Below are 13,281 nucleotides of genomic sequence, written 5' to 3'. Positions count from 1 at the left end.
CTACCTCCGGCTGAAGATGGCGGCGGCGCCCCAGCCGAACAACAGGGCAAGGGCGACGGCGACGAGACCATACAGCCAGCCATGGGTGTGGGCAAAATTATAGATGACCCGCTCCAGCCCGGCCTTCCGCACTTCCAGCGTGACCGTGCCGGCGGCCACCGCATTGCCGTTGCGGAAAAGATAGACATCGGCCTCGTAATCGCCGACCGGCGTGGCCGGGGGCAGGGCGACATTGGCGCGGAACAGCCCGCCCTCCAGCATCTGGACGCCGGTCGTGGTTTCCGCGAACAGGGCGTCGCGCCGCCGGTTGCGGCTGATGGCATCGCGGTATTCGATGATGTCCTCGCCGATCTCGCTGACCGTGACCTCGACGCCGAGGCGGATTTCGGTGCGCTCGGATTCCGGCGCTGACAGGCGCAGATGCTGCAGGCCGATGCCTTCCCGCCGTAGGGCGGAGAAACCGCCCACATCGGAGAGGGGCCGGGTCGAGGCGACGGAATAATAGCTCGGTACATCCTCGAACCGCACCGGTGCGCGATTGATCCAGATGCCGAATGTGCGCTCCTTACGCATGACACGCAGATCGGCTTCGGGTCCGCGCACGACGATGACCAGGTCATCCTCCGCCTGCATGTTGGTCACGGCCCCGAAGAGGATGATTTCCGCGCCGGCAAAATCGGAACGGATTTCCACGACTTCCTGGCTCAGCGCGGCAACGACTCTTGGTGTGCTCTGCGGTTCGATATCCAGCGCGGGCTGGCCTTGCAGGAGGATGGCGGCGGCGAGTGCGGTGATCAATGTCCCCCCTCCCTCAGTGGCAGGATGGCGAACAGGTCGGCAGGGGTGGCGACCAGATCCCAGCCCAGCTTGGTGCAGACGGCCAGCACCATCAGCGCCAGGGCAATGCGCAATTCCTCGGCCTTCACATGGCGGCCGGCGCGCGCGCCGAATTGGGCGCCGATGACCCCGCCGACGATCAGCAGAAGCGCCAGGACGATGTCCACCGTCTGGTTCTGCGCGGATTGCAGGAAGGTGGTCAACGCGGTGACAAAGAGGATCTGGAAGAGCGATGTGCCGACCACGACACTGGTCGGCATGCGCAGGATATAGATCATGGCCGGGACCATGATGAAGCCGCCGCCCACACCCATGATCGCCGCCAGCGTGCCGACGAAAAAGCCGATGATGATCGGCGGAATGACCGACAGGTAGAGCCCGGAGGCCGGAAAGCGGGTCTTGAAGGGCAGGCGGTCGATCAGGCGGCGTTTGCGGCGTTTCGAAACCGGCTGGCTGGCATGCCGGGCGCGGTTGCGGCGCAGGACGGCGCCGACACTCTCGATGAACATCAGCCCGCCAATGATGCCGAGGAAGCCGACATAGCAGAGCGAGATGATGAGATCGATCTGGCCGAGACTTCGCAAGAAGGAGAAGAGCTGGACCCCGGCGATGGAGCCCGAGGCCCCTCCCACCAGCAGGAGCAGGCCCATCTTGATGTCCAGCGTCTTGCGCCGCCAGTGCGCCAGCGCGCCCGAAGACGACGAGGCAACGATCTGGTTGGCTTCGGTCGAGACGGCGACGGCCGGGGGGATACCGATGAAGATCAGCAGCGGCGTCATCAGGAAGCCGCCACCGACGCCGAACATGCCGGACAGAAAGCCGATGCCGAGGCCAAGACCGAGCAGGAGGAAGATATTGACCGAAATTTCGGCGATTGGCAGGTAGATCTGCATCGCCCGCCGGCCCTAACCTGAGCGGGCGTTTTCCAGGCGCCCGATCAAGGCTGGATCGATTATGCCGGTCACCGGCAGACCCCGGTCTGTCTGGAAGGCGCGGACCGCGGCCTCGGTACGAGGGCCCGGCTGTCCGTCGGCCTGACCGGCCTCATAGCCGAGCGCGTTGAGCAGGCTCTGGGCGGAGGCAATCAGCTCGGTGTCGAGGGTGATGGTTGCCCCCCAATTGCGGCTGTACTGGCCATTGATCTCGGCGTCGAAAGGCCGGGGCGTGAAGCTGGAGACGATCTGGTCGGCCTGTGCCCGCACGGACGGATCCAGGGTGGGCGCAATCGCGGCGGCCTGCTCGCCGGCACCGCTGTCGCCACCGGCCGCGGCAATCGAGAACCAGGCATAGGCGTCGGCATCGCTTTGCGGCATGCCCTGGCCCTGCTGGAACAGGACGGCGAGATTGAATTGTGAATCCGTCAAACCGTGCAGCGCGGCTTCCTCGAACCAGTGTGCGGCCTCATCGAGATTTTCCTCGCCGCCCGATCCGGTGGCAAACATGACACCGAGATTGTGCATGGCGCGGCGGTGGCCGGCTTCGGCGGCGCGGCGCGTCCATTGACGCGCGGCGGGCAGGTCCTGCTCCACGCCTTCGCCGCGTTCCAGAAGCTTGGCATAGCGGTACTGGGCGGCGGGCACATTCTGCTCGGCGGCGCGGCGGATCAGGGCGGCTGCCCCGGCCACATCGCCGCTCGACAGGCGCTGTTCGCCGAGGAGATAGCGCGCCACCGGATCACCGGATGCAGCGGCCTGCTGCAAGGTGGGCAGGGTCACAACAACCGGTTCGGCGGACGGTGTTTGTGCGGGGGATGCCGATTGCAGATCCGCCTCGCGTGCGGGAGCCGTTGGTTCCGGGACATCCCGTGCGGCGGTCTGTTGCGGCGCGGGCGTGACGTCTTCTTCCGGCGCAGCTGACTCTTCCGGCGGTGTGGCCGCAGGCGTTGCGGCAGGCTCGCTCGTATCGCGGGTTTCCCCGGCCCCGATTCTGTCCGGTCCGCCGGCGGCAGGGAGATCGCCCAGCACTTCGGATGACAGGGCTTCGGCGGCGCTGGCCGGCTCGCGGTTGAAATTGTCGTACAGCAACATGCCGGCCGCGGAGGCGATGGCGAGGAAGCCGAGCACGCTGGCCGCGATCATGATGGTGCGGCCGTTTCCGCTTTCGCTGCTTTCGGTGACATAGGGATCAAAGCTGGATGAGCGGTCGCCGCGCGTGCGGCTGCGCGCCGCTGCCAGGAAATCGGCATCGGCGGTGGCTCCCAGCGGGGCCCGCGATTTCGGTGCTGACTGTTGTGGCTGTTGGCTCTGCTGTGGGCGGGGGCGCTGTTGACGCACCGGCTCATCGACCGGCTCCATCGGCTGCAGGATCATGCCGGTATCGGCTGACGGGCCACGGCCGGGCCGGTCCGGCGCGCGCGACCGGGGCTGCGCTGCCGCGACTTCCGCGTCCAGGGTCCGCTCGTCGATCAGGAATTCATCATCCTCCGCTTCCCGGACCGGCGCACGCGATGGCGGTGTGGCGGCCTCGGCGATGATGAAGGGGTCATCGACCTCGTCTTCGTCAAAGCCCGGCGGTGTTTCCGCGTCCGGTGGCGGGGGCAGGGGGGTGTCGAAATCCGGCTCGTCATAAGCGGGCTGGCGCATCGCCGGGGCAGGTTCGGGCTGAGGCTCGGGTGCGGCCTCTTCTTCCACATGGCGGTTCTCGATGGCTTCCAGCCGGTCGGCCAGCGCATTCATGGCGCGTTGCACCGGTGACAGGCTTTCCGCGGTTTCCGCACGGGCTTGTTCCAGCCGTTCGGAAATGCCGCCGATTGCATCCTCGATGCGCTTCGCCGTGCGCTCCTCGGATTGGCGCAGGCGCTCTTCGAGATCGCTTTCCTGGGCCCTGGCGGTCTGGCGTTCTTCCAGCCGGGCCACCGCTTCGGACATCGACTTTGTGGCCGTCTCGATGGCTTCGGCGGCGCGGCTTTCGCTTTTCTCGACGCGCGCATTCAGGGACTGGCCGAGCGCGGACACGTCATCGCCCAGTTTGCGGATGGCTTCGCGGTTTTCCGCGCGCACGGAGTCGAAACGCTGCGCCAGCTCGCGGTCGGCCCTGTCGGTATTGTGGAGGGCTTCGGCTTTCTTCTCGCTCTCGCTGATGCGGTCGTCCATGACGCGGGCGAGGCGGGTGATTTCGAGGCCGATCCGGCTCAGCGATTCCGAATGCGAGGTCTCGGCAGCGGCAATGCGCGTTTCCGCGGTTTTCAGGGCGCGCTCGAGGCGTTCGACGCGCGGTTCGGAAACCGCGTCCTCCAGTTCGCGCGCCACTTGCGCCCGTGTGTCGGCAACGACGCGGGCCAGCTCGTCGGACAAAAGATCGAAGCGGCGGTCCAGATCTCCGGTATCGGTGGAGAAGGGCCGGCTTTCGAGCGAGCGCAGGCGGGCATCAATGCGGGCCACGGATTGCTCGAAGGCGCTGGCCGCATCATTGGTCAGGCGCTCGGTATCCTCGATCCGGCGGCGCAGGCGGTCGGCGGTCGTGTGCAGGCCCTGCAGGACCTGACCTGTGCCTTGCGTGCGCCCAGCGGTCTTGCGCAGATCGTCGCTCAGACGGTTCTGGCCCGCCTCGATGGCTTCGATACGCTTCTGGAGCGAGACGGTCGCCGTCTCGGTGGCCTCGCCGAATTCCTCCAGCGCGGACTGCATGATTTCCGCCGAGCGCAGGCTGTCATTCTCGTTACGGAAAACGCGCGCTGCGAGCTTGCCGAAAGCGGATTCGAACGTCTTCAGGGTTTGCGGGTCAGCTGTGCCTCCCGCGTCCTCGATGCGTTTGACGCGCAGGGCCAGCGCCTCTGCCGCGGACCGGGCGGCCTCGGCCAGTTCGCGCGTCTTCTGCTGGTCCTGACGGATGGTCTGATCGGTGGTCTCGACGCGCTCGGCGAGATCGGAAATCGAGCGGTCGACCTCGTTCAGGAAACTGGCGGAATGCTGTTCGGTGGATTCAATGCGTTCGGTCAGACGCTCGACCATGCCGCGCAGCAGGGCGTCGCCCTCATCGCTGCGGCTGCCAAAGCCCGGATAGCTCTCGAGATTGGACTCCCAGCGGGGTTCGCCATCGCGGTCGGGGCCGGAATCCAGAATGACGGTGTTCAGCCATTCGCCCAGCGTCATGCCTTCCCGGCGCGCTGCGGTTTTGGCGCGGGCGCGGGCGCGGGGGTCTATACCTTTGACACTCCAGGGTCCCGCCGAGGACATGACGAATCGCACTCCATTCCGATATCCCACGCTAGCTGACTGGTTAATCTTGTGTAAACCAACCACAGACCCTCAAGATATGGTATATCCACAGGTCTAACAGCAACGCAGCGCAGGCCGACAGCCACACAATCCGTTAATGACTGCGGTTTCGGTTAATCCCGGGTAAAGATGTCTTAAGACCAGAGCCCTAGCGCGGCAGGAAGAATTCAGGTGCCAGCGTGCGCAACCGGTCTTCCAGTACGGCCGCCTGTTGCAGCAAGCCGGCTTCGCCTTCGGGCAGCACAGAGCGGCCGGTATCGAAGACCGTCCAGCCCGACAGCGGGTCACGCAGGACGAGCAAGGCATTGCCGGTTTCCCACCAGACGCCGCTGGCAGCGGGATCCAGCTCGATGGCTTCGGCAAACAGATCAAAGGGCGACAAATCCCCGGGCGGGCCTTCAGGGTCGCGCGCCGCCCAGGCCAGCAGCGCCTTGGCTGTCAGCACGCGGGCGGCGGCACCGGCCAGATTGTCATCGCCGCGATAGGGGGCCATCGCCTCGACCATCTGCTCGTTTCCGGTTCCCACAGGACCGGCAATCAGGCCGAATAATTGTTCAAAAGCGGAATCGCCCAGACCGGCGGCAATCAAACCGCTCACCTCTGCACAGACCGGCCGGAGGGCGGACTGCGCGGCGGGTGGACAGGCGCCGTTATGGTTCAGCTCCTGCAGGCTGACGAGATAGGCGCGGACAAAATCTCCTCTGGCGCGGTGGGCTTCGAGCTCGTCCAGGAAACGCTGCTGATCAGCCGAATAGCCGTCCTCAATGGCCGACCGGGCGGCAGGCACCAGCCGATCAGCGATCAAATCGCGGCCGGTATAGGCCGGTGCCAGACCGGGCGCCAGACGCAGACCCGGCTCGACCGCGTCAACCGATTGCAAAGTCCAGATTTCGCGGCGGCCATCCGGGCTTTCCGGGCTGACGACGAAAAAGGCAAACTCTTCCGGAATGCGGGGCGCCCCTTCCAGCGCGCCGAGCGCGTCAGGGTGAACCGGCAGGGCATGGCGCATCCAGCGGCGCAACAATTCGGCCTGAGCCTGTTCGGCCGGATTGCCGTCCGGATAATTGATCGCAGCGTCACCGGCCTGGAGATTGATCGGGCTGGCCGCCTGCGACAGATCAAACACCACGGATTCCCCGGATGAGAGGTCGACCGGACGTGCAGCGTCGCTGATACTGACGGGACCGGTTTGGTCTGCTTCTGCTTCTGTGGATTCCGGAGCGTTGCCGGCATCCGCATCGGCGCCGGCCAGATCGCCGACATCGAACCGTGCGGACAGCACCGTCTCGCCGCCATTACGCTCAACCGTCAGGACGCCGTCACCATACGCGCGGGTCAGGGCGGCCGGCTCGCGGCGGATTCCCATGGCCGCCTCCAACCAGAAACGATGGAAGGAGCGGTCCGGCCCGAGCGGTATATCGCTCAGGCGTCCCCCTTGTGACAGGCCGAGATAGGTGTCGAGACGGCGGCGAACCTCGGCGGCAAAGGCGATGTTGGTCATCGTGCCGGCATCGGGGTCGATTTCGAGATGGCGGCTGGTCAGAAAGTCATAGACGGAAACCGAGTTCGGAGATTCGTCGCGGACAAAGCCGGGGGCAATGACGAGTGTCCGGGTGGCCGCGTCCCCCAGGGTTTCGCCCTCGGCGTTTTCGCGCCGGACCGACCAGACGAGCTGCAGCGCTTCTCCGGTGCTTTCGGGACGAAGCTCCAGATATTGTGTGCTGGTCAGGAAGGGGGTGGCGGGCGTCAGCGCCAGCGCTGACGGTTCGGCGATTGCCGTTTCAGCTCCGTCCACAGGATCGCTGTCATCTGCGGTCCCGGTACCGGATTCTTCCTCTGCATTAGTGGATGTTCGGGGGGCATCCTCAGCGGCGTCTTCCGCGGGCGCCTCCCCGTCAGGTCCGGGGGCTTCAATCTCTGCCGTTTCATCGGCCGGATCGGTGCCGTCTACGCTGTCGTCTGCACTGTCTTCGGCTGGCTCCGAGTCATTTTCTGACGCGTCCTGCGCGTCGCCTGTTTCCGCTGCCGCGCTGCCGCTGCCGGAATCTTCCGGTGCATCGGCCGGCGCGTCCCCGCCTGATGCCTCGTCTCCGGGACCCGCGGCCGGAATCTCCAGTTCGCTGCCATCATCGCCGCGCAGCGAGAGCCCGCCTGCGGCGTCCTCATCGTCTCCGGCAGATGTTTCTGCGGCGTCGGCATCGAGAAGCTCGAGCAGGTCTGCGATATCCGATTGCGCCGGACCGTCAGTGGCATCTGTTGCCGAGCCGGCGGCCTCGTCCTGGGCCCAGACGGGGGCGGCGAAAACAAGGGCGGCGAGGGGGGTGAGGAAGCGTTTCATGGCGACGTTATCCATCTGCAGCCACCCGGACACAAGCCTGCAGCGCTGATTGGTCAACACTGCCAGCCGGTTAGGAAATGTCATAAAGTTGACGTTGACGTTCGCGTAAAGGTGAGTCACATTCACCTCTCACGGGAGGACTGCATCATCAAAAGCGAATTCACCATCCGCGATCTGGCTGCCGAATTTGATGTTACGGCGCGCACGCTGCGCTTTTACGAGCAGAAGGGTCTGCTCAATCCGGGACGGAAAGGCGCATCACGCGTGTATTCGATTGCCGACCGCGCCCGCCTGGTGCTGATCCTGCGCGGCAAGCGCGTCGGCTTCTCGCTCGATGAAATCCGCGAGATGCTGGATATGGAAGCCATCACCACGCAGGATCCGTCTGCCCTGACCGATATGCTGGAGCGTTTCCATGACCGCATTGATGCGCTGAACCACCAGCGTGAGGATATTGATGCGGCGATTGCCGAGCTGGAGGCCGGGCGCACCTGGCTGGAAGACCGGCTGGCCAATCGTGAACCCACCGATGAAATCAAACACCGGGCCCGCGCTTTTGAAGCGCTGGCGGCGGCCCGCATGAATGTCTGGACGGGCGCATCGCCCGAACCGGGCTCTCACGAAACCCAGACCTGATTTTCAAGGGAGAGGTCCTGATGCCTGTCTATACTGCCCCGACACGCGATTATAAATTCGTCCTGCATGATGTTCTGAACATGTCGCAGTATGGCAATCTGCCCGGTTTTGCCGATGCCGATGCCGATACGGTGGACGCCATTCTGGAAGAGGCGGCGAAAGTCTCCGAGCAGGTGCTGGCCCCGCTCAACCGCATTGGCGATACACAGGGCTGCACCCGTCATGATGACGGGTCGGTGACGACGCCGGAAGGCTTCAAGGACGCTTACACGCAATTTGCCGAAGCCGGCTGGATGGGGCTGTCGCAGCCGCAGGAATATGGCGGTCAGGGTCTGCCGCAGGTGCTGGGGCTTGCCACCGGCGAAATGACGTCCTCGGCCAATATGGCTTTCGGCATGTATCCGGGCCTCACGGGTGGCGCGGTGCGCGCCCTGTTGGCCGGCGGCTCGGAAGCGCAAAAACAGATGTATCTGCCGAAAATGATCTCCGGGGAATGGACCGGAACGATGAATCTGACCGAGCCGCATTGCGGAACCGATCTGGGCCTGTTGCGGACCAAGGCGGTGCCGAATGGCGATGGCAGCTATAAAATCTCCGGCCAGAAAATCTGGATTTCCTCCGGCGAGCATGATCTGGCCGGAAACATCATTCACCTTGTCCTGGCCCGCATTGAAGGTGCGCCGGACGGGGTGAAGGGCATTTCGCTGTTTGTCGTGCCCAAGCACATTCTTGATGACGAAGGCAATCCGGGCACCCGCAATTCGCTGGAATGCGGCGGTCTGGAAGAAAAGATGGGCATTCACGGCAATGCCACCTGCGTGATGAATTATGACGAGGCGACCGGCTGGCTGGTCGGCGAGGAAAACAAGGGCCTCAAGATCATGTTTGTCATGATGAACGAGGCGCGCCTCGGCGTGGGCCTGCAGGGTCTGGCCGTGGGCGAGGTCGCCTATCAGAACTCGCTGGCCTTCGCGAAGGACCGCCTGCAGGGCCGGTCGCTGACGGGGCCGAAAAATGCTGATGGCCCGGCCGATCCGATCATCGTGCATCCGGATGTGCGGCGCATGCTGATGGATCAGAAATGCTTTGTCGAAGCGGCGCGCTGCCTGGTTTCGTGGACGGCGCTGCATGGCGATCTGGAAGAAAAGTCCGACGATCCGGAACAGCGCGAAAAGTCCGGTGATTACATGTCGCTGCTGACCCCGATCGTAAAGGCCTATCTGACCGACAAGGGCTTTTTGTCCGTCTCCAACGGCCTGCAGGTCTTTGGCGGTTCCGGCTATGTCGAGGAATGGGGGATGAGCCAGTTCCTGCGCGATGCGCGCATCACCCTCATCTATGAAGGCACGAACGGAATCCAGGCGCTGGACCTGGTCGGCCGCAAGCTGGCCATGAATGGCATGCGCCCGATCAATTCCTTCTTCGCCGAGCTGGATGCCTTTGCCGCGTCCAGCGGATCAGATGCGACACAGCCCTTCCTCGACGCGGTGGCCGCGGTCAAGGCGCAGCTGAAGGAAGCGACCGACTGGCTGGTCGAGAACGGGCTCAAGGACTTCAACAATGCGGGCGCGTCCAGCCATGACTATCTGCAGCTCTTCGGCCTGACCTGCCTCACCTATATGTGGGGGCTGATGGCGAAGGCCGCGGAAGCGGGCGATGCGTCCGATTCCTTCTATTCCACCAAACTCGCAACCGGCCGCTATTTCCTCGACCGCTGGGTCCCGGAAGGCGGCATGCATCTGGCCAAGGTGAAGGCGGGTGCCGCCTCCATGATGGCGCTCGAAGCGGAGGCATTCTAAATGCTGGCAGATCCCCTCAACGTCAAACGTCCCGAATGGCTCGACCAGGAAGACGTCAATATCTTCTATGAAGCGGTCAAGGGCTTCATCGAGAAGGAATGCCTGCCGCATGGCGAGCGCTGGGAGAAGGAAGGCGTTGTCGACCGCGAGGTCTGGACCAGGGCGGGTGAAGCCGGCCTGCTCTGCCCGGCCGCGCCGGAAGAATATGGCGGTGCCGGCGGGGACTGGCGTCACGACTATGTCTTCCACATGGCGGTGTCCGAACTGGGTGTCGATGGCTGGGGCGCGTCGCTGCACAATTCCATCGTCGCCCCCTATATCTGGCATTACGGCTCGGAAGAGCAGAAGAAGCGTCTCCTGCCGAAAATGATTTCCGGCGAATATGTCGGCGCGATCGCCATGTCGGAACCGGCGGCGGGCTCTGACCTCCAGGGCATCAAGACGACGGCGAAGAAGGACGGCAACGGATACCGGATCAACGGTTCCAAGACCTTCATCACCAATGGCGGCACGGCGAATTTCATCATCGTCGTGGCCAAGACCGATCCGGCCGCGGGCGCCAAGGGCACCTCGCTGTTCATGGTCGAGACGGACGGGCTGGAAGGCTTCCGCCGCGGGCGTCTGCTCGACAAGGTCGGCCTCAAGGGCCAGGACACGGCCGAGCTTTTCTTCGACGATATGTGGGTGCCGGCCGATGCGCTGCTGGGACCCGAAGAGGGCCAGGGCTTCATCCAGCTGATGCAGCAATTGCCGCAGGAGCGCCTGCAGATCGCCGTTCAGGGCGTCGGCATGATGAAGCGCGCGCTGGACGAGACCATCCGCTATGTCAAGGAGCGCCACGCTTTCGGAAAACCGATCATTGGCTTCCAGAACACGCAATTCAAACTGGCCGAGCTGAAGACCAAGGCGACGATTGCCGAGGTGTTCTGCCAGCATTGTTCCGATCTCCTGCTCAAGGGCGAGCTGGATGCGGCGACTGCCTCGATGGCGAAATACTGGGTGTCGGACACGCAGTGCGAGCTGATCGATGAATGCGTGCAGCTGCATGGCGGCTATGGCTTCATGAATGAATATCCGGTGGCGCGCATGTGGCGCGATGCCCGCGTGCAGCGCATCTATGGCGGCACGAACGAGATCATGAAGCTGCTGATTTCACGGACGCTTTAAACACGAGAATTCAACGGGAGATTCCCAATATGACCGAAGCCTATATCTACGATGCGATGCGCACGCCGCGCGGCAAGGGAAAGAAAAACGGTTCCCTGCATGAGATCACCGCCCTGCAGCTGGCCACACAGGCGCTGCAGGCGATCCGTGACCGCAACAATCTCGACACCAGCCATGTCGATGATGTCGTCCTCGGCTGCGTGTCGCCGGTGGGTGAGCAGGGCGCCGATATTGCCCGCGCCGCGGTGATCAATGCCGGATTCGCTGAAAGCACCGCCGGTGTGCAGATCAACCGTTTCTGCGCCTCGGGTCTGGAAGCGACCAATATGGCCGCGGCGAAAGTCATGTCCGGCGAAGCCGATATGGCGATTGGCGGCGGTGTGGAATCGATGAGCCGTGTGCCGATGGGCTCGGACGGTGGCGCGATGGCGGCCGATCCTGAGATGGCCTATGATCATTACTTCGTGCCGCAGGGCGTGGGCGCGGACCTGATCGCCACGCTGGGCGGCTATTCGCGCGACGATGTCGACGCCTATGCGGTGGAAAGCCAGAAGCGCGCGGGCAAGGCCTGGGAAGAGGGCCGCTTCAAGAAATCCGTCGTGCCGGTGAAGAACCAGCTCGGCCTCGTCCAGCTGGATCATGACGAGCTGATGCGCCCGCAGACCGATATGCAATCGCTGGCCGCGCTCAACCCGGCCTTCCGCGATCTGTCGGCCTTTGTCGGGTTTGATGCCGTGGCGATCCAGAAATATCCGCAGGTGGAGAAAGTCAATTTCGTCCACCATGCCGGCAATTCCTCCGGCATTGTCGATGGGGCCGCGGCGATCCTCGTCGGCTCCAAGGAGATGGGCGAGAAGCTCGGCCTCAAGCCGCGTGCGCGCATCGTCTCCATGGCCTCCATCGGCTCGGAACCGACCATCATGCTGACCGGCCCGGCCCCGTCGGCGCTGAAGGCGCTGAAGAAAGCCGGCATGAGCGCCAGCGATATCGATCTTTATGAAATGAACGAGGCCTTCGCGTCCGTCGTTCTGCGCTTCATGGACGATATGGGCATCCCGCACGACAAGACCAACGTCAATGGCGGCGCGATTGCCATGGGTCACCCGCTGGGCGCGACCGGCGCGATGATCCTCGGCACGCTGCTCGACGAGCTGGAGCGCACCGGACAGTCCACCGGCCTCGCCACGCTGTGCGTCGGCGGCGGCATGGGTACGGCGACGATCATCGAGCGGGTTTAGTTGAACCTGCGCCCTTCGAGACGGCCTGACGGCTTCCTCAGGGTGAGGTTCAACTGGTTACCTCATCCTGAGGTGCCCGCGCAGCGGGCCTCGAAGGACCGGAAAGGACAGGACACGATGAGCGACAGGGAAGCAACCGAGACATGATCCGGCTGGCACTCATATGCCTGCCGTTTCTGGCGATGGCTTGCGCGAGTGCCCCGGAGCGGGAAGCGATTGACTATTCCGAAATGCAGGCTTTGGAGGCCCCATTGAATTGGCCGGGTAGGGACAATCATTGTGGTCACTTTCAAAGCGGATCTGACGAAAGTTGGGATAGCTTTGACGCAATTGGGTTGGCAGACCGTTTTCCAAATTGGAGAAGCGGTTTGCCTTTGGAAATCTCCGAGCAAACTTTTTGGCGCGAGTTCGTTTCAGGCTGCCAGGCACAATACTTCGCGATCCGTTCGCATGATCCGCTGGAATTTTGGCTTCTGTGCGACGGCTCTACGCCACAAATTTCTGCTTATCGAACCGAAACAGATACTTTCACAGACTCGAGGATTATGATTACCGCCTGCGATAGGAACATCGGTCGAAGTCGTGCCCCGAGCAACCAGCTGGCCGAAATAGCTCTTCCGCTTCAAGAGATGACGTCCGAGAACGCGGAGGAACCGGTATCAAATCAATTCGCTGGCGCTCCAAATGTGAACGGCATGGCATGGCCTTGGCTTGGACGGGACGATAATTGCGAAGGCAACAGTATAGCGCCCGGATGGCAAGAAGGTCTTCCTGCAGAGCTAAATTTGACCACGGTCGAATCTGTCTTCCGGTTTGATAGCGCTGATCATTCGTTTGCCTGTGGCAGAACAGCATTTGCGGCGGCAAACCACGACGAAACAAGATTTTGGATCGCTTGCGCTGGAAACCCAATCCAAGTCGCCCAAATCGAAACACCCTCTTTCACAACCATAGACGAACGATTTTTGGTGGCGGCCTGCCACCCCAGTCGCGAAGCCTTAATCGATCGCAACCAACTGCGAAACAACACTCAGGAACGGAGTGACTAA

Annotated in this window: 9 protein-coding genes; 5 read left to right on the top strand and 4 right to left on the bottom strand. The window is 63.3% G+C overall.

Annotated elements, in window-relative coordinates; all coding sequences use genetic code 11:
* From DBR16_RS09600 to DBR16_RS09585, 4 genes are all read right to left on the bottom strand, one after another.
* A complete protein-coding gene (locus DBR16_RS09600; RefSeq protein WP_109261041.1) occupies nt 1-798 on the bottom strand; it encodes a TIGR02186 family protein in 798 nt (265 codons plus the stop codon).
* The gene (locus DBR16_RS09595; protein ID WP_109261040.1) at nt 795-1,730 is read right to left on the bottom strand and encodes a sulfite exporter TauE/SafE family protein; all 936 of its coding nucleotides are present in this window, start codon (nt 1,728-1,730) and stop codon (nt 795-797) included. Before DBR16_RS09595 ends, DBR16_RS09600 begins: the two co-directional genes overlap by 4 nt.
* 12 nt (nt 1,731-1,742) lie before the next feature.
* Nucleotides 1,743-5,012 (bottom strand): peptidoglycan-binding protein, encoded by a 3,270-nt coding sequence (locus tag DBR16_RS09590; RefSeq protein WP_109261039.1) that lies wholly within the window; start codon nt 5,010-5,012, stop codon nt 1,743-1,745.
* Between the two features lie 190 nt (nt 5,013-5,202).
* Entirely contained in the window at nt 5,203-7,407 is a 2,205-nt protein-coding gene (locus DBR16_RS09585; RefSeq protein WP_125184545.1) for an ICP22 family protein, read from the bottom strand.
* Nucleotides 7,408-7,503: 96 nt separating this feature from the next.
* Here DBR16_RS09585 and DBR16_RS09580 point away from each other — a divergent pair, with 96 nt between their 5' ends.
* The 5 genes from DBR16_RS09580 (at nt 7,504) to DBR16_RS09560 (ending at nt 13,281) form a co-directional block, all read left to right on the top strand.
* The gene (locus DBR16_RS09580; RefSeq protein WP_170108335.1) at nt 7,504-8,028 is read left to right on the top strand and encodes a MerR family transcriptional regulator; all 525 of its coding nucleotides are present in this window, start codon (nt 7,504-7,506) and stop codon (nt 8,026-8,028) included.
* A gap of 20 nt (nt 8,029-8,048) precedes the next feature.
* On the top strand, nt 8,049-9,827 hold the full coding sequence (locus DBR16_RS09575) for an acyl-CoA dehydrogenase C-terminal domain-containing protein (RefSeq protein WP_109261037.1): 1,779 nt from the start codon (nt 8,049-8,051) through the stop codon (nt 9,825-9,827).
* Nucleotides 9,828-10,994 (top strand): acyl-CoA dehydrogenase family protein, encoded by a 1,167-nt coding sequence (locus DBR16_RS09570; protein WP_109261036.1) that lies wholly within the window; start codon nt 9,828-9,830, stop codon nt 10,992-10,994. It abuts the gene before it with no gap.
* A gap of 29 nt (nt 10,995-11,023) precedes the next feature.
* Nucleotides 11,024-12,232, top strand: coding sequence for an acetyl-CoA C-acetyltransferase (locus DBR16_RS09565; protein WP_109261035.1), 1,209 nt, complete (start codon nt 11,024-11,026; stop codon nt 12,230-12,232).
* Nucleotides 12,233-12,375: 143 nt separating this feature from the next.
* Nucleotides 12,376-13,281: a hypothetical protein gene (locus tag DBR16_RS09560; RefSeq protein WP_109261034.1), complete on the top strand. Its 906-nt coding sequence runs from the start codon at nt 12,376-12,378 to the stop codon at nt 13,279-13,281.

This window comes from Hyphobacterium indicum, assembly GCF_003129605.1.
Lineage (GTDB): Bacteria > Pseudomonadota > Alphaproteobacteria > Caulobacterales > Maricaulaceae > Hyphobacterium > Hyphobacterium indicum.
This window is presented reverse-complemented; position numbering and strand designations above follow the sequence as displayed.

What these genes read in the sequence shown, in the direction of transcription:
- DBR16_RS09585 (WP_125184545.1), bottom strand. Translation starts at nt 7,407, where the DNA reads ATGGATAACGTCGCCATGAAACGCTTCCTCACCCCCCTCGCCGCCCTT.
- DBR16_RS09565 (WP_109261035.1), top strand. Translation starts at nt 11,024, where the DNA reads ATGACCGAAGCCTATATCTACGATGCGATGCGCACGCCGCGCGGCAAG.
- DBR16_RS09595 (WP_109261040.1), bottom strand. Translation starts at nt 1,730, where the DNA reads ATGCAGATCTACCTGCCAATCGCCGAAATTTCGGTCAATATCTTCCTC.
- DBR16_RS09560 (WP_109261034.1), top strand. Translation starts at nt 12,376, where the DNA reads ATGATCCGGCTGGCACTCATATGCCTGCCGTTTCTGGCGATGGCTTGC.
- DBR16_RS09590 (WP_109261039.1), bottom strand. Translation starts at nt 5,012, where the DNA reads ATGTCCTCGGCGGGACCCTGGAGTGTCAAAGGTATAGACCCCCGCGCC.
- DBR16_RS09575 (WP_109261037.1), top strand. Translation starts at nt 8,049, where the DNA reads ATGCCTGTCTATACTGCCCCGACACGCGATTATAAATTCGTCCTGCAT.
- DBR16_RS09570 (WP_109261036.1), top strand. Translation starts at nt 9,828, where the DNA reads ATGCTGGCAGATCCCCTCAACGTCAAACGTCCCGAATGGCTCGACCAG.